11 protein-coding genes and 1 pseudogene are annotated in these 16,101 nt (G+C 74.7%); 3 read left to right on the top strand and 9 right to left on the bottom strand.

Features of this window, described 5'->3' with window-relative positions; genetic code table 11:
• Nucleotide 1: 1 nt before the first annotated feature.
• From FHX78_RS21950 to FHX78_RS21965, 5 genes and pseudogenes are all read right to left on the bottom strand, one after another.
• Entirely contained in the window at nucleotides 2-1,801 is a 1,800-nt protein-coding gene (locus FHX78_RS21950) for a lasso peptide isopeptide bond-forming cyclase (protein WP_280117371.1), read from the bottom strand.
• Between the two features lie 113 nt (nucleotides 1,802-1,914).
• Entirely contained in the window at nucleotides 1,915-2,025 is a 111-nt protein-coding gene (locus FHX78_RS37555; RefSeq protein ID WP_229923995.1) for a keywimysin-related RiPP, read from the bottom strand.
• Between the two features lie 124 nt (nucleotides 2,026-2,149).
• Entirely contained in the window at nucleotides 2,150-2,950 is an 801-nt protein-coding gene (locus tag FHX78_RS21955; RefSeq protein ID WP_145869134.1) for a sugar phosphate isomerase/epimerase family protein, read from the bottom strand.
• A gap of 11 nt (nucleotides 2,951-2,961) precedes the next feature.
• Nucleotides 2,962-3,066, bottom strand: a pseudogene (locus FHX78_RS21960) (MarR family transcriptional regulator); the annotation flags it as partial.
• Nucleotides 3,067-3,322: 256 nt separating this feature from the next.
• Nucleotides 3,323-4,369: a LacI family DNA-binding transcriptional regulator gene (locus FHX78_RS21965; RefSeq protein ID WP_145869135.1), complete on the bottom strand. Its 1,047-nt coding sequence runs from the start codon at nucleotides 4,367-4,369 to the stop codon at nucleotides 3,323-3,325.
• Nucleotides 4,370-4,639: 270 nt separating this feature from the next.
• Between FHX78_RS21965 and FHX78_RS21970 the strand changes: the two genes are divergently transcribed.
• From FHX78_RS21970 to FHX78_RS21980, 3 genes are read left to right on the top strand one after another with little or no spacing between them, the layout of a single operon-like run.
• Nucleotides 4,640-5,791, top strand: coding sequence for a Gfo/Idh/MocA family protein (locus tag FHX78_RS21970; RefSeq protein ID WP_167531819.1), 1,152 nt, complete (start codon nucleotides 4,640-4,642; stop codon nucleotides 5,789-5,791).
• Nucleotides 5,788-6,939, top strand: a complete 1,152-nt coding sequence (locus tag FHX78_RS21975; protein ID WP_145869136.1) for a dihydrodipicolinate synthase family protein — start codon at nucleotides 5,788-5,790, stop codon at nucleotides 6,937-6,939. Before FHX78_RS21970 ends, FHX78_RS21975 begins: the two co-directional genes overlap by 4 nt.
• Before the next feature lie 32 nt (nucleotides 6,940-6,971).
• Nucleotides 6,972-7,769: a sugar phosphate isomerase/epimerase family protein gene (locus FHX78_RS21980; RefSeq protein WP_145872101.1), complete on the top strand. Its 798-nt coding sequence runs from the start codon at nucleotides 6,972-6,974 to the stop codon at nucleotides 7,767-7,769.
• Nucleotides 7,770-7,853: 84 nt separating this feature from the next.
• Here the strand turns inward: FHX78_RS21980 and FHX78_RS21985 are convergent, their stop codons facing one another.
• From FHX78_RS21985 to eccD, 4 genes are all read right to left on the bottom strand, one after another.
• Nucleotides 7,854-9,263: a DUF6177 family protein gene (locus FHX78_RS21985; protein WP_145869137.1), complete on the bottom strand. Its 1,410-nt coding sequence runs from the start codon at nucleotides 9,261-9,263 to the stop codon at nucleotides 7,854-7,856.
• Nucleotides 9,260-13,276, bottom strand: a complete 4,017-nt coding sequence (eccCa, locus tag FHX78_RS21990) for a type VII secretion protein EccCa (protein ID WP_145869138.1) — start codon at nucleotides 13,274-13,276, stop codon at nucleotides 9,260-9,262. Before eccCa ends, FHX78_RS21985 begins: the two co-directional genes overlap by 4 nt.
• A 97-nt stretch (nucleotides 13,277-13,373) precedes the next feature.
• A complete protein-coding gene (locus FHX78_RS21995; protein WP_229923994.1) occupies nucleotides 13,374-14,384 on the bottom strand; it encodes a CpaE/TadZ family protein in 1,011 nt (336 codons plus the stop codon).
• Nucleotides 14,385-14,702: 318 nt separating this feature from the next.
• Nucleotides 14,703-16,088, bottom strand: coding sequence for a type VII secretion integral membrane protein EccD (gene eccD / locus FHX78_RS22000; protein WP_145869139.1), 1,386 nt, complete (start codon nucleotides 16,086-16,088; stop codon nucleotides 14,703-14,705).
• Nucleotides 16,089-16,101 lie beyond the last annotated feature (13 nt).

Consider the following 16,101-nt stretch of genomic DNA (forward strand, 5'->3'; position numbering starts at 1 on the left):
GTCAGGACGGCACGGCGGCGGTCTCGAGCGTCCGCAGCCACACCTCGCAGGCCACGGTCTGGTAGAGCGCGTCGAACTGCAGCGACGGCGGCAGCGGACGCTCGCACACCGCGCGCAGCGCGTGCGCGTCGATCAGGCCGAGCCGGGCCAGCCGGGAGTCCTCGCACAGGGCGAGCAGCCCGGCCCGGTGGTCACGCAGTCCGGTCTCCACGTCGTAGGAGCCCTCGTCCTTGGTGTGCCGCGCCAGGCTCTCCTCCGGCACCACACCGCGCATCGCCTCGGTGATCAGCGGCTTGTAGGCCCACGGCGTCACCCGGTCCTGGGCCCGCACGGCCATCCCCGCCTCGATCACCCGGTCGTCGTAGTAGGGGGCGGCGAGGTCCAGGCCGAACCGTCCGGCCATCTGGGCCAGTTGCCGGACCATGCGGGAGGTGCACCGCATCGCCTCCAGTTCGACGTGCTGCCCGCGCGTCGCGGCGAGCGGCCGCGCGGTGGCGGCGGCGTCGCGGACCGCCTCCCGTACGGCCGCCACCGCGTCCGGGGTGGCCCAGGGCGGCATGCGGGGCGGCATGCCCCAGTCGAGGGTGGGGGTGTTCTCGGCGGGCGGTGCGGCGGTGAGCCCGTCCGCGACGCGGGCGAGCCACGCCCCGTAGGTGCTGGTGTCCCGCAGCTGCCGTACCGCCTCCCGGTACGACCACGGCCGCTGCGCGGCGAATCCGCGCACCCGCTGCCAGGCCACGCCCGGGTGCCGGCGCAGCAGTGTGTGCAGGTGGGCCGGGGAGCCGGCGAGGAGTTCGTCCCCGCCGAAGCCGGTCAGGTGCAGGTGCGAGCCGCGGTCCGCGGCGGCCCGGGGGACGACCAGCCAGCCGGTGCGGTGCACGACGGCCGGACAGGGTTCGTCGAAGAGGTCGTCCGCGTCCGCCAGACCGTCGTACACGAGCGGCACGTCGTCCCCCGCGATGACGTGGTGCTCGACGCCGCCCAGCGCGGCCACCGTACGGCGGGCCCAGTCGGCGTCCGAGCCCATGGGGTCGCGGGTGTCGGCGGTGTAGGCGACGACCCGTGCCGGGCCGGCGGCGGCCAGGCAGCACACCGAGGTGGAGTCCAGCCCGCCCAGGTCGCAGCTGACCAGCTCCCGGCCGCCGACCCGTGCGGCGACGGCGTCCCGCAGCGCCTCCCGCAGGGCCGCGGCGCCCTCGGCCATCGGCAGGACCGGCTCGGGGGGCGTCCAGTGGCGGACGGTCCGTCCGTGTCCCCGCGCGTCGATGACGAGGCAGTGCCCGCCGGGCACGGAATCGACGCCGCGCCACACCGGACGCGCCGTCACCGGGTGCAGCGCGGAGGAATTCAACAGGCGCGGGGCGAGGCGCCGCTCGTCGATCGCGGCGCCGGTCAGGGCGGCCAGGACGTCCGCCCGGTCACCGGCCAGATGCGTGTCGTGGGCGCGGGCGTGGAATACGGGGCGAAAGCCGGTGACATTTCCCTGTACCCGGATGCGGCCGTCGACGGACGCCACGAGGTGGAAACTTCCCGGCAGGCGCGCGGCCCAGTGGTCGAGGTCGGCGAGCGTGCGGATCCGGGCGGCCGCCGCGGTCAGCCGGTCCTCCGTCAGGGCGTGGTCGCCGAGGACCGCGATCCGGGTGGCGCCCGCCGCCCCCACGGCCGGGGGCGCCCCGTCCCAGTGGCCGAGCAGCCAGGGCCGCCCGGAGGAATGGCTGATCTCCTGCACGGAACGGGCCCGCAGGGCCGCGCCGACGGGGGCCGCCGACGCGTGGTCGGGCAGTACGACGAACCAGCCCACGAGCGCCTCCCGGGGGCCGTGCGACTCCAGCCGTCAGGTCCGGGAGGCGGTGGGAAGGGGACGTGACCCGCCGCCGCCCGGGCACGTTTCCCCGAGGGGAAACAACCGATGGGTCAGAGGCTGAACCTCAGCCGGATGAGCCTTTCCGGACCCCTGAACAGACCGAGACCGGTGATGCGGAAGGAGCCGACCGGGGTGAGCGTCGGACGCTCGTAAGCGAGCATGTCATTCACCTCCCTTTCTTTTTCCTTTTGGCCAATCTCTCCTCACAGCCTAGAACTTGACCCTCCGGAATGAACAGCACCGTTAGGAATTCAAATATTGATGTGCGGACGTTTATGGATGCCGTCAGGCGGACTCGTTGAGGAGCCGGGACAGGTGCTCACGGCCGGCGGTGAGGAGGCCGGGCAGCGGGGCGGCGTCGGCGTACCACCGCTTCTCGTACTCCCAGCAGAGCCAGCCGTCCCAGCCGTGCCGGGAGAGGACCTCCACGCAGTCGCCCAGCGGCAGCACGCCCGCGCCGAGCGGCAGCGGGGTCGTGTCGTCGGCGGAGGCGATGTCCTTGACCTGGACGTAGCCGAGGTGCGGGGAGAGCGCGGCGAAGCTCTCGACGGGTTGTTCACCGCCGAGCCAGGTGTGCATCACGTCCCAGAGCGCGCCCACTTGGCGGTGGCCGACCAGCCCGAGGACGCGCATGGCGTCGGCGCCGGTGCGGTGCGAGTCGTGGGTCTCCAGCAGGATGCGCACGCCCAGGTCGGCCGCGTACTCGGCGGCGGTGCCCAGCCGGCGGGCGGCCGTCGCGTCCGCCTCCTCCGGGCTCTGCTCCGTGCCACCGCCCGGGAAGACCCGTACGTACGGGGCGCCGAGGTCCCGGGCGAGGTCGAGCAGGGCGCGGATCTCGGCGAGGACGGGCTCGTCGGCGCCGGGAGCGGCGACCCTGGAGTATCCGGCGAGGCCCAGGAGTTCGACGCCGGACGCCTTGAACGCGGCGGCGACATCCGTGCGTTGGGCGGGGGAGAGGTCCGGGTGGACGGGTTCCTCGGGATGGGCGCGGAGTTCGACGCCGTGGTAGCCGTGCGCGGAGGCGAGGGCCAGGACGTCGGAGAGGGGCAGGCCGGGGACACCGAGGGTGGAGAACGCCAGCTTCATGCCAAGGGACCCTACCCCCGGATTCCCGGCTCAAGACCGAGGCGCCAGTCCTGTCCGACCAGGTCGCGCCCGAAGGAGCGGTGCGACCGCTCGGCGACCAGTTCGAAGCCGTCCCGCCAACGGTCCACCAGAACCAACCCACACGCCCCCCTACAGGGGCGCGGGGAACTGCGCGACCAACCACACCCAACCCGCACGGCCCCCCTCACCGCACACCCCCCACTGGGGGCGCGAGGAACTGCGCGACCAACCACACCCAACCCGCACGGCCCACCCCACCGCACACCCCCCACTGGGGGCGCGGGGAACTGCGCGAACCGCCCCCACGACCCGCACCGGCGACGATCCCCCCGCCCCGGACCCGAGGTCCGATCAAGACCGCGGCGCCGCCGCGGACCCCCGCACCATCAACTCCCCCCGCACCGCCGCGATCCCCCCGAGCGGCGGCTCCTCCCGCCCCATCGCGATCCGCCCCGCCCGCGCCCCCGCCTCCGCCAGCGGCAACCGCACCGTCGTCAGCGCCGGCACCGCGTCGATGCTGAACGGCAGGTCGTCGAAGCCGGCCACCGACACGTCCTCGGGGATCCGCAGCCCGGAGTCCCGCAGCGCCGCGCACGCGCCCAGCGCGACGGAGTCGTTCGCGGCGACGACGGCCGTCAACGACGGATCCCTCCGCAGCAGTTCCAGCGTCGCCTCGTACCCCGACCGCCGGTCGTAGCGGCCGTGCACGGTCCACCGCGGGTCCTCCTCGATGCCGTGCGCGGCCAGCGCGGCCCGGTGCCCCTCCAACCGGTGCCGCGTCGTCGTGCGCTCCTGGGGCCCCGCGATGTACCCCAGCCGCCGGTGCCCGAGCCCGATCAGGTGCTCGGTGAGTTCCTGCCCGCCGCCGCGGTTGTCGAAGGTCAGCGCGATCGCGCCGGTCTCCGGGGCCGGCGGACGCCCGCACAGCACCACCCGCGTCCCCGCGTCCGCCAGCTTCCGCAGCTTCGCGTCCATCGCCGCCTTGTGCGGCGCGTCCTCGATCGCGCCGCCGGTCAGCACCACCGCCGCCGCCCGCTGCCGTTGCAGCAGCGTGAGGTAGGTCAGTTCCCGCTCGGGCGAGCCACCCGTGTTGCACACCACCGCGAGTCTCTCCCCGCCCGCGCGCCCGCCCGGCCCCCCGATCTCGCCCTGGATCGCGCTCGCCATGATCCCGAAGAACGGGTCGGCGATGTCGTTCACCAGGATGCCCACCAGGTCGGACGTGGCGGCGGCCAGGGCGCTCGCGGGGCCGTTGAGGACGTAGTCCAGCTCGTCCACGGCCTTCAGCACCCGCTCACGGGTGGACGCGGCCACGGGATAGTTCCCGTTGAGCACGCGTGACACCGTCGCGGGGGAGACCTGCGCGCGAGCCGCCACGTCCGCCAGGGTCACCGTCATCTTCGTCCTCCGCCTCGCGCGTCCCGCCGTACGTCCGTACGCCCGTACGCCGTCGTCCACACTCACACCACACCCGCACCCACACCCGTGGTTCCGAGCAGACCCTACGGCCATCCGCGCGGTTGTTCGCCCCCTCGAACAAGTCCGGTTCGCCGTGGTCTTGTCCACACCGCCGTTCAGAGGCTAGCTTCTCTCTACATAGAAAGCGCTTGCTGTCACGCTCACCAGTGGGGCGTACGCGGCGCGCGAACCGCGTACGAAGGGAATGACGTGACACGCAAGACGGTGCGTATCGCCATGAACGGTGTGACCGGGCGCATGGGCTACCGCCAGCACCTCGTCCGCTCCATCCTGGCCCTGCGCGAGCAGGGCGGCCTCGACCTCGGTGACGGCACCGTGCTGTGGCCGGAGCCGATCCTGGTCGGCCGCCGCGAGCACGCGCTGAGGGCGCTGGCCGAGCGGCACGGCCTGGAGCACGTCTCGACGGACCTGGACGCCGTCCTCGCCGACGACGGCGTCGACCTCTACTTCGACGCCCAGGTGACCTCCGCCCGCGAGGAGGCGATCCGGAAGGCGATCGCCGCGGGCAAGCACGTCTACACCGAGAAGCCCACCGCCACCGGCCTCGACGGCGCCCTGGAGCTCGCCCGCCTGGCGAACGCGGCCGGCGTCAAGCACGGCGTCGTCCAGGACAAGCTCTTCCTCCCCGGCCTGCTCAAGCTGAAGCGCCTCATCGACGGCGGCTTCTTCGGCCGCATCCTCTCCGTGCGCGGCGAGTTCGGCTACTGGGTCTTCGAGGGCGACTGGCAGGACGCCCAGCGCCCCTCCTGGAACTACCGCTCCGAGGACGGCGGCGGCATCGTCGTCGACATGTTCCCGCACTGGGAGTACGTGCTGCACGAGCTGTTCGGCCGGGTGAAGTCCGTCCAGGCCCTCACCGCCACCCACATCCCGCAGCGCTGGGACGAGAACGGCAAGCCCTACGACGCCACCGCCGACGACGCCGCCTACGGCGTCTTCGAACTCGACGGCGGCGCCGTCGCCCAGATCAACTCCTCCTGGGCGGTCCGCGTCAACCGCGACGAACTCGTCGAGTTCCAGGTCGACGGCACCGAGGGATCCGCCGTCGCGGGCCTGCGCAACTGCCGCGTCCAGCACCGCAGCGCCACCCCCAAGCCGGTCTGGAACCCGGACATCCCCGCCACCGAGGTCTTCCGCGACCAGTGGCAGGAGGTCCCCGACAACGGCGAGTTCGACAACGGCTTCAAGGCCCAGTGGGAGCTGTTCCTCCGCCACGTCTACGCCGGCGCCCCCTACCACTGGGACCTGCTGGCCGGCGCCCGCGGCGTCCAGCTCGCCGAACTGGGCCTGAAGTCCTCGGCCGAGGGCCGCCGCCTCGACGTCCCGGAGATCGCGCTGTGACCCTCCACCTCCCCGACGCGAACGGCACCCTGCGCGCCTACGAGCCCCGCACCGAGCCCCTCGCCCTCCACCCCGCAAGCGCTTTCACCTCCCGTACGGTCTTCTCGGCCGCGCACGTGGTCGCCGACCCGTACGCGGACGTGTCGCCCGACTCGCCGGCGGCCGTCGACTGGGACGCCACCCTCGCCTTCCGCCGCCACCTGTGGTCCCACGGGCTCGGCGTCGCCGAGGCCATGGACACCGCCCAGCGCGGCATGGGCCTGGACTGGGCGGGCGCCGCCGAGCTGATCCGCCGCTCCGCCGCCGAGGCCGATGCGGTCGGCGGCCGCATCGCCTGCGGCGTCGGCACCGACCAGCTCACCGCCGGCACCCTCACCGAGGTGCGCGCCGCCTACGAGGAACAGCTAGCGGTCGTCGAGGAGTCCGGCGCGCAGGCCATCCTCATGGCCTCCCGCGCCCTCGCCGCCACCGCCCGCGGCCCCGAGGACTACCTGGAGGTCTACGGCCACCTGCTCCGCCAGGCCGCCGAACCGGTGATCCTGCACTGGCTCGGCCCCATGTTCGACCCGGCGCTGGAGGGCTACTGGGGCTCCGCCGACCTCGACACGGCCACCGACACCTTCCTCGAGGTCATCGCCGCCCACCCCGACAAGGTCGACGGCATCAAGGTCTCCCTGCTGGACGCCCGGCGCGAGGTCGACCTGCGCCGCCGCCTCCCGCACGGCGTGCGCTGCTACACCGGCGACGACTTCCACTACCCCGAGCTGATCGCGGGCGACGAACAGGGCTTCAGCCACGCCCTGCTCGGCATCTTCGACCCGCTCGGCCCGCTCGCCGCCGAGGCGGTCCGGGTCCTCGACACCGGGAACACGGACGGCTTCCGCGCCCTCCTCGACCCCACCGTCGCACTCTCCCGCCACCTCTTCCAGGCACCCACCCGCTTCTACAAGACGGGCGTGGTGTTCCTGGCCTGGCTGGCCGGCCACCAGAGCCACTTCACCATGGTCGGCGGCCTGCAGTCGGCGCGCTCCCTGCCGCACTTCGCCCGCGCCTACGAACTCGCCGACGGCCTCGGCCTGTTCCCCGACCCCAAGCTCGCCGAGGACCGCATGAGGACCCTGCTCGACCTGTACGGAGTGACCCCGTGACCGCCGGCCTCGCGCGCTTCAGCATCAACCAGATGACGGTCAAGCAGCTCCCGCTGCCCGAACTCGTCGACGCCTGCCGCGAACTGGGCGTACCGGGCGTCGGCCTGTGGCGCGAGCCGGTCCAGGCGTACGGCGTGGAGGCCACCGCGAAGCTGGTGCGCGACGCGGGCCTGACGGTGACCACGCTGTGCCGCGGCGGATTCCTCACCGCGACCGACGCCGGTGAGCGGGCCGCCGCCCTGGCCGACAACCGGCGGGCCGTCGACGAGGCGGCCGCACTCGGCACCGACACCCTGGTCCTGGTCTCCGGCGGCCTGCCCGCCGGCTCCAAGGACCTGCACGGCGCCCGGGAGCGCATCGCGGACGCCCTCGCCGAACTCGGCCCCTACGCCGAGGACCACGGAGTGAGGCTGGCCATCGAGCCGCTCCACCCCATGTTCGCCTCCGACCGGTGCGTGGTCTCGACGCTCGCCCAGGCCCTGGACCTGGCGGAACGCTTCCCCGCCCACCAGGTCGGCGTCACCGTCGACACGTACCACATCTGGTGGGACGACACCGCGCCCGCGCAGATCGCCCGCGCCGGCGCCCAGGGCCGCATCCACACCTTCCAGCTCGCCGACTGGATCACCCCGCTGCCCGAGGGGGTCCTCAACGGCCGCGGCCAGATCGGCGACGGCGCGGTCGACATGCGGGAGTGGAAGGGGTACGTGGACGCGGCCGGCTACACCGGCGCCATCGAGGTCGAGCTGTTCAACGACACGCTGTGGGCCCGCGACGGACGCGCACTCCTCGCCGAGACGGCGGCACGGTTCGCCGAGCACGCGGGATGAGGTCCACCGCGCGCTGAGGCGCGGGGCACGTGCGTCCGGCCCCGGCGCGGCCGGGCGCACGTCCCCCGGGCGCGGAGCGTGCCGTCAGACCTCCGCCCCCGAGCCCGGCACACCGGCCCGCAGATGCGCCCCCAGACGGCGCAGCTCGACCAGGGCACCGGCGTCCGACCCGTCGCCCAGCGGGTAGTGCAGGGCCGGCTCGGAGGCGGGCCCCAGGACGACCGGCCGTACCGCGACGGGCGGGCGGCGGGCATGGGTGAGCCCGATGCCCCGCACGTCCCGCGCACCGAGCGTGAAGGCCACCGGGACGGGCGGCGCCTGGAGCACGGGCGCCGTGGTGAGGTCACGGGAGGCCCGCCGCACCGAGGCCAGCATCGTCGTCAGCCCGTGCTCCGCGACGAGACGCCCGGCGAGGGGCTCGATCGCCTCCAGGGGCGGTTCCTCGTCCTCCCCGTACCCGAGGGTGAGCGTCACGTCCTGCTCGACACCGGCGGTGGTCCGTGTGACCCGGATCCACGCCAGCGCGGGCCGGTCGGGGTGTCCGGTCACGATCAGATGGGTCGGCTCGGGGGCCCGGTCACGGGCCAGGCCGGTCAGCCGGCGCGGCGACCAGGGCAGGTTGACCGGTTCCGCGGTGCCCCACCCGGTCGGCGCCGCGCCGGTGAGCGCACGCCAGGCCGTCTCGAGCGCTTCCCCCAGGACGGTGTCTTCGTGCGCGGGGAGCGTCGTACGGAACGCCACGACGAGCTGCCGGTCGCCCGACGGGGCCGTCCGGCCGAACGCCTCGGCGACCGGGACCGTGCCGTCCTCCCCGGGCACGGGCGTGAACATCCCGTCCTGCCAGCGCAGCACCGCCCCCGACAGGCCGTCGTAGTAGCCCTGTGCCGGGTCCTGGACCACCCAGCGGTTGGGTACCTGGAGGAGCGTGGCGCGGGCCGGGGCACTGAGCCGGACGTGCGGCGGGGTGACGATCTGCAGGGCACGGTCCGACGCGGCGGTGTCGCGCAGCACCTCGGAGAGCCAGGTGGTCAGGGCCAGGACGGGCCGGTCGTACAGGACGACGGCCGTGCTGTCGGTGAGGACGTCCACGACCGGCTGTCCGTCGTCGGGCGCGACGGCCGTACGCACGTCCACGACCCCGGTGTCCGCCGCCGACTCGGGCCAGGTGCTGCCGCCCAGCAGCAGGGCGAGCCGCCCGCACACCGATCCCGCCAGCCGCTCGGCCCCGGGCACGGCGCCGGAGGCCCGGGCCTCGGTCCACCAGAACGGCACGGGCACCTCCCGCCCGAGCAGCCGTTCGGCCTCCCCGGGGACCTGGACCAGCAGCGGGGCCTCCACGGACACCAGGGGCCTGCCGTCCGGGGCGCACAGCCGCAGCACCGCGCCCGCGGACCCGGCGGTCACGGCCGCCTCGGGCCCGCCCGCGTACAGGCCGGCCAGCAGGGCCCAGGTGTCCGGCATCTTCGGGGTCAGGGCGATGACGTCCTTGGTCACGACTGCTCCTCCTCCTGCTCGGCTCCGGCGAGGGCGGTCTGGACGAGGCGGTGCTGCCGGCCGCGGCGGACCAGGGTGCCGCGCCCGGGCGGCTGCGCGGAGGCGTACAGGCCGGGGAAGAGCTGTCCCTCGGTGCGGTCGCCGGTCATCACCAGGGCGGTGGTGCCCGTCTCGCGCAGGGTGGTCAGCAGCGGCTCGTACAGCGCGCGGGAGGCTCCCGCGGCGCGCCGCGCCAGGACGAAGTGCAGCCCGATGTCCTGCGCGGAGGACACGTACGGCAGGAAGGGGGCGAGGGGCTGCTGTCCGGCGGTGGTGAGGATGTCGTAGTCGTCGACGAGGATGACGATCCGCGGGCCCCGGAAGGCGGGTTCGCCGGTCTCGGGCGCGTCCGGGTCGGCGGTCTCCGGCAGCCGCTTCCGCAGTTCGGCGGCGATGCCCTCGGAGAGGGCGGCGGCGAGCGTGGCGTTGTGGGCGTAGCCGCCCCGGTACGGCTCCGGGACGACGCCGCGCAGGCCGCGGCGCGGGTCGAAGACACCGAAGACCAGCTCGTCGTCGGAGTACCGCTCGACGAGCCCGGCGACGATCAGTTTCAGCAGGTTCGTCTTGCCGCACTCGTTGTCGCCGAGGACCAGCAGGTGCTGGTCGCCGCCGAAGAGGTCGAGCAGCACGGGGGCGAGGGCGTCCTGGTCGAGGCCGAGGGGTATCCGCCGCGGTTCGGCGGCCGGCGAGGGCAGCCGGGCCGCCGGCAGCCGGGCCGGCAGCACCCGCACCGGGGCGGCGGGTTCGCCGTGCCAGGTGGCGTGGACGGTCCGGGCCGCCTCGTCGAGGGCCGGGCCCAGGTCGCCGGTCGTGGGCGAGCCGTCGATACGGGGCAGGGCGGCCTGCGCGAACAGCTTGCCGTCGGTGAGCACCCGGCCGGGCACGTCCGGCGAGAGGGTCTCGGAGAGCTTGCGGTCGACGGAGGAGTCGGCGGGGTCGTTCAGGCGCAGCTCGACGCGGGTGCCGAAGAGCGACTGGGTGGCGATGCGGACGTCGTTCCAGCGCAGCATGCCCGCCACCACGTGGATGCCGTAGCCGCCGCCCCGCTTCAGCAGGTCGGCGACCGGCTCGTCGAGGTCGGCGAAGTCGTCGCGCAGCGCGCCGAAGCCGTCGATCACGAGGACGACGTCGGTGGAGCCGAGCTGTGGCAGCCGGCCCTGGGCGCGGAGCCGGCGGAGCTGGTCGACGGAGTCGATGCCGTGCTCCCGGAACACCGTCTCCCGTTCGTCGAGCATGGCGCGCACCTCGGCCACCGTGCGGGCCGCGCGCTCGCGGTCGGCCCGCACGGCGATCCCGCCGACGTGCGGCAGGGCGGCCGTCGCCGACAGGCCGCCACCGACCAGGTCCAGGCCGTACACGGCGACGTCGCGGGGCGTATGGGTGACCGCCAGGGACAGCACGAGGGTCCGCAGCAGCGTGGTCTTGCCGGACTGGGGGCCGCCGATCACGGCCACGTGACCGCCGGCCGTGGTCAGGTCCAGCACCCACTGGCCCTGCCACTGGCGGGCCGGGTCGTCGAGCACGCCGAGCGGCACCCGCATCCCGCCGGTGGCGCGCGCCAGGTGCAGTCCGTGCTCGGAGACCCGGGCCGGCCCGGCGGCGGCGTCCAGGGTGACGGCGTCGGGCAGCGGGGGCAGCCAGATACGGCGCACGGCGGGGGCGGCGCCGGCGAGCCGGCCGACCATGAGGGACAGGACGGTCGGGCCGGTCTCCCGCCGGGTGGCGGCGGGTTCCTCCGCCGGCTCCTCGGTCCGCTCCGCGGTGTTGTACGCCGGGTAGGGCAGGGCGAGCGGCTCCTCGCCCCCCTGCTCGCGCGCCGTCGGGCCGCGGTGGGCGCCGGAGACGTACCCGGCCTTGAACCGTTCGTAGGTGGAGGTGTCGACCTTGAGGTAGCCGAATCCGGGCAGGGGCGGCAGGTGGAAGGCGTCGGTGGTGTCGAGGACGGTGCGGGACTCGTCGGCGGAGAAGGTCCGCAGGCCCAGCCGGTACGACAGGTAGGTGTCCAGGCCCTTGAGCCTGCCGCCCTCGATGCGCTGGCTGGACAGCAGCAGATGGACGCCGATGGAGCGGCCGATGCGGCCGATGGACAGGAACAGGTCGATGAAGTCGGGCTTGGCGGTGAGGAGTTCACCGAACTCGTCGATGACGACGAACAGGTGCGGCAGCGGTTCGAGGTCAGGCCTCCGCGTCGCGCGCAGCTCGGCGTAGTGACCGATGTCGGCGACGTTGCCGGCGTCCTTCAGGACCTGCTGGCGGCGTGTGACCTCGCCGGCGAGGCTGGTGTGGACGCGTTCGACGAGACCGGCCTGGTTCTCCAGGTTGGTGATCATCCCGGCGGTGTGGGGGAGTTCGGCGAAGGGGGCGAAGGTGGCGCCGCCCTTGTAGTCGACCAGGACGAGCGCCAGTTGCTCGGGGGAGTGGGTGGCGGCCAGGGCGAGGACGAGGGTGCGCAGCAGTTCGCTCTTGCCCGAACCGGTCGCGCCCACGCACAGTCCGTGCGGGCCCATGCCGAGTTGGGAGGACTCCTTCAGGTCCAGCAGGACCGGCTCGTGACGGTCGGTGACGCCGATGGGCACGCGGAGGAAGTCGCGTTCGCCGCGGGGCTTCCACAGCGTGGACAGGTCGGGGTCGGCGGGATCGGTGATGCCGAGGAGCGCGGGGAAGTCGACCGGCCCGGTGACGGGGCTTCCCTCGGCGGCGGACTCCGGGGACAGCCGCAGCGGGGCCAGCAGCCGGGCGAGGCCCTCCGCCCCGGCCGCGGTGATCGGGTCGACGGTGCCCTCGGCGGCGGTGACCGGTGCGGTGGTGCCCTCGTCGGCGGGACGCCGCAGGTCCTCGACGACCACCCGTTCGCCGTGGACGGTGATGCGCACGCTCACCTCGTCGGGCTCGTGGACCTGCTCCTGGAGCAGGTGCAGCACGGTGACCCCCATGTCCGGCAGGCCGACGGCCGAGTCCGGGCGCGGGAGTTCGGCGGCCGGCTCGCCGTGGGCGTCGACGACCACCAGCAGCCGGCCCGCCAGCCGCAGCGCGTTCCGGTCGGCGAGCCCGCGCCGCACCTCCGCCGCGTACGCGGACTGCCGGCCCAGCTCGTGCCGGAGCACCCCGGCCAGCTGCCGGAGATCGGGCGCGATGCGACGGGCGGCCACCGGACCGTCGTGCGCCTGCGGATCCAGCACGTGGGGCAGCCACTTCGCCCACTCCCACTCGGCCAGCCGCTCGCCGGGCACGGCCAGGGCGAGCGCGACGTCGTCGGGGGCGTGCGTCACCGCCGTCTGCACCAGCAGGGCGCGGGCGACCCGCAGGACGTCCTCCCGGTCGCCGACGACGCTGACGTTCCCGGCGCGGTCCAGCGGCACGGTCAAGGGCATGTCGGCGGCGGTGGCGAACCGGCGCTGCAGGGCGCGCGCCTCGTTGAGCATGAACGGGTCCGGCGGCGTCAGCACCCCGCCGGCGCCGCTCTGCTGGATCGCCGGCTCCCGCACCGGTACGTCACCGAGACCGATCCGCACCCGCAGGAAGTCGGCGTCCCGGCGGCGCCGCTCCCACAGCCGGGCGGGGTCCCGCACCAGGTCGTACAGCGCCTCCGGCGCCGGGTTCAGCTCACGCTCCGCGTCCCGCAGCCCCCGCTCCGCGGCGCCGAGTTCCTCCCGCAGCTCCTCCAGGTACTCCAGGTAGCGCTCACGCTGGGTGCGCCGGGTGCGCTGCGCCTTGCCGCGCTGCGACAGGAACAGCGCCACCGCGCCCAGCAGCGCGAAGACCAGCACGATGGCACCGACCACCGCGAACCGGCTGTTGCGGATCACGGTCATCATGACCACGGAGCCCATGACGCCGGCCATCGGCAGCAGGGCGGTGGCCGCGTTGCCGGTCTTCCCCTCGGGCAGGTTGGGCGGCGCCTCGACCGTACGGGGCCGGGCGGGTTCCGGGGGCCGGGTGCTGCGGGCGGGCCGGTGGACGATTCTCAGGGTCACGGGCGGGCTACTCCGGAGCGGGTCGTGACGGAGGAGGGGCGGGACGGGTGAGGGCGGCGGCGGGTCGGGCACGGGCCGGGGCGCACCGACCGGATGCTCATCGCACCCTCACCGCGCGCCCCATCACCTCGGCGGCCAGCCGCAGGACGGCCTGCCGCGTGGCATGCGCCAGGAGATCGGTGCGGATGGGGCCGCCGCCGGCCAGATGACGGTCGTACGGCACGGTGACGACGGTGACTCCGGCCTCCTTGAGGTGCCCCGCGGCCGTCCGGTCGTCGAGGAGCGTGTCGGGGGTGTTCGACACCAGTGCCACGACCGTCGTGGCCAGCGCGGAATGCGGCAGCCGGGCCAGCCAGTCCAGCACCTGACGGGTGGCGCCGACGCCCTCCGCGGTGGTCGGCGCGACCACCACCCGGGCGTGCGCGGTGTCCATGGCCGTACGGGCCACCTCGCCGGGCAGCGTCTCGCAGTCGGCCACGGTCACGGCGAAGTAGCGGCGCAGCGCGAGCGTCACCTTGCGGTACGACGTCATGTCGAGCGGGGGACCGACCTGCCCCCGGCTGGCGGGCAGCAGCCAGCCGCCGTCCGACACCGGCACCAGATAGCCGGTGACGTCGGTCAGTTGCATGGACGGGTGGAGGATCGGCGCGAGATCGGCGCACGTCCAGCGCACCGCCTCCGCCCCCATGCGCACCGGCAGGGTGCCCAGCGCGGTGTCCGCCTCCAGGGTCAGCACCGGGTCGTGCCGGTAGTGGTTGAGGGTGCGCCCGAGCAGCGCGGAGACGGTGGACTTGCCGACACCGCCACGGATGGAGGTGACCGCCACCACCCGGCCCGTGGTGACGGGCTGCTGCAACTCGCGGGCGATCCGGGTCTGTTCGGCGACGTCCTGGGTCACGGACGAGGTGAGCTTGCGCAGGGCCCTCCCCGTGCGCCGGGTCACGGAGTCGCCGTGCAGGGGGCGTCCCAGGGCGAGGAGGAGACGGGGATCGAGGGTGGGGGCGGAGTCGGGCGCGGGGGACGCGGGGAGGCGGGGGTCACGGGCGGGGACGGAGGGCGTCGCGGGCCGCTCCGGTGCCGGCTCGTCGGCGGCCCGGGCACCGGACACGGGCTCCGGGGCCGCGGGGCCGCGCTCGTCGCGGTGGTGCCGGCCCTGCGGGCCGGACGCGTCACCTCCCCGCCCGCTGCCTCTGCCGCTGTCGCCGTCGTGACCGGGGGCCGTGAGGGCGCGGGGTGCACGAGTCGCAGCGTGGGCTCGCCGGGCCGCACCGGGGGCGCCCCGCTGCCGTCACCGGTACCGGTCCGCGCACGGCCGTTCCCCCCGGCGCCGCCGCCCAGTTCCCGCAGCACGTCCCGCTGCCAGTCCCCGCCGCCCGCCGGCGGCTGCTCGCGCCTCTGCTCCCCCTGCGTCATGCGGCCGTGCCTCCTAAGCGAAGGTGTCGAGCAGTCGCCCGTACACACCGAACACGCCGACGAGCAGGGGCAGCAGCGCGATGACCCCCACCGATTCGAGCAGATCACCGGCCCGCCGCAGCCGGACCCGTACATGCTCGGCCGGCCGCACGGCGAGCACGACGAGCGGCAGGACCGCGAGCACGGCGAAGACGGCCAGCGGTGCCGCGGCCGACGACCGCTCCGCCCACACCGTCAGCAACCGCACGACGACGACCGCCGCGGCGGCCAGCAGTACGACCACCTCGGCGACCAGCGGGAACGCCCGGGCCCGCAGGGCCAGCACCACCGCGACGAGCGCGGCCAGCGGCACCGTCCACACGGAAGGGTCCCGCAGCGCCAGTACGGCGGCCACGGCGGCCGACCCGGCCACGGTGACCGTGGCGAGCACCAGACCGCGATGGGCGGCGGCAAGGGCGGCGGACACCTGGTGGCGGCTGACGGAGACACCCCCGGCCCGGCGGTCGTCGAGCCCCGAGAGCCCGGACGCCATCAGCGCGAGCCGGGGCAGCACCCCGAGCACCACCACGCAGACGACGCCGAGGACGGCCCCGACCCGCGCCTGCTGCTCCGCCGTCCCGGCGCCGGACTGCAGGGCGACGAGGGCCTCCCAGCCGACGGCGGTCGCGGCCACGGCACCGGCGCCCACGACCCCGCCCCGCCCCAGCGGCGTGAACAGCCCGAGCAGCGCGAGGACCAGCACGCCGACGGCGGCCACCCCGGCGAGCCGCAGAGCGCCCGCCGAGGACCCGCCGACGGCGTCGACCAGGCTCCACACGCCCGGCACACCGAGCCCGCCGGCGGCACACAGCAGGGTCGCGGCGAGCCCGTGCCTGCGCACCCGCCCCAGGACCGCGCCGGCGACCGCGGCCGCACCGGCGGCGGCGAGCAGCGCGCCGGCGACCACCGAGTCGTCGTACCGCGCACGCGCGAACAGGGCGGCGACGATCACCCAGGCCACGCTCGCGGCACCCGACGTGACCCGCCGGGCGGCCGGCCCCCACACCCATGCCCGATGACCGAGGTCCTCCGCCACCACGTCGGTGACGTCGTGCACGACCGGGGCGGGCGGGGCGTCCTCCGCGCGGACGAGACGCAGCACGGCGCCGTCGCGGACGCCCGCCGTTTCCAGTGTGCTGTCGTGATCGAGCGCGGAGCCGTCCACCGTGACGAGCTGACGCGAGGCGGGCCGCCCCTCCGCGCGGTCGTCCAGCAACCGCATGATCTCGGGCAGCAGCAGCCCGACCGGCTCCCGCGCCGGAAGCACGAGGTCGACGCGGCGCCGCTCACCGACGAGCGTGACCCGGCTCAACACCTTCGGCCCCCCGGCCGTTTCCCTGCTCAAGGCCCCCGTAGACATCACGTTCGCGAAC

Origin of the sequence: Streptomyces capillispiralis, assembly GCF_007829875.1 — a bacterium.
GTDB classification, from domain to species: Bacteria; Actinomycetota; Actinomycetes; order Streptomycetales; family Streptomycetaceae; genus Streptomyces; species Streptomyces capillispiralis.

Bases quoted from the DNA above. Each gene is read 5' to 3' on its own strand.
- FHX78_RS37555 (WP_229923995.1), bottom strand. From the start codon at position 2,025: ATGCTCGCTTACGAGCGTCCGACGCTCACCCCGGTCGGCTCCTTCCGC.
- FHX78_RS21955 (WP_145869134.1), bottom strand. From the start codon at position 2,950: ATGAAGCTGGCGTTCTCCACCCTCGGTGTCCCCGGCCTGCCCCTCTCC.
- FHX78_RS21965 (WP_145869135.1), bottom strand. From the start codon at position 4,369: ATGACGGTGACCCTGGCGGACGTGGCGGCTCGCGCGCAGGTCTCCCCC.
- FHX78_RS21980 (WP_145872101.1), top strand. From the start codon at position 6,972: ATGACGGTCAAGCAGCTCCCGCTGCCCGAACTCGTCGACGCCTGCCGC.
- eccD (WP_145869139.1), bottom strand. From the start codon at position 16,088: ATGTCTACGGGGGCCTTGAGCAGGGAAACGGCCGGGGGGCCGAAGGTG.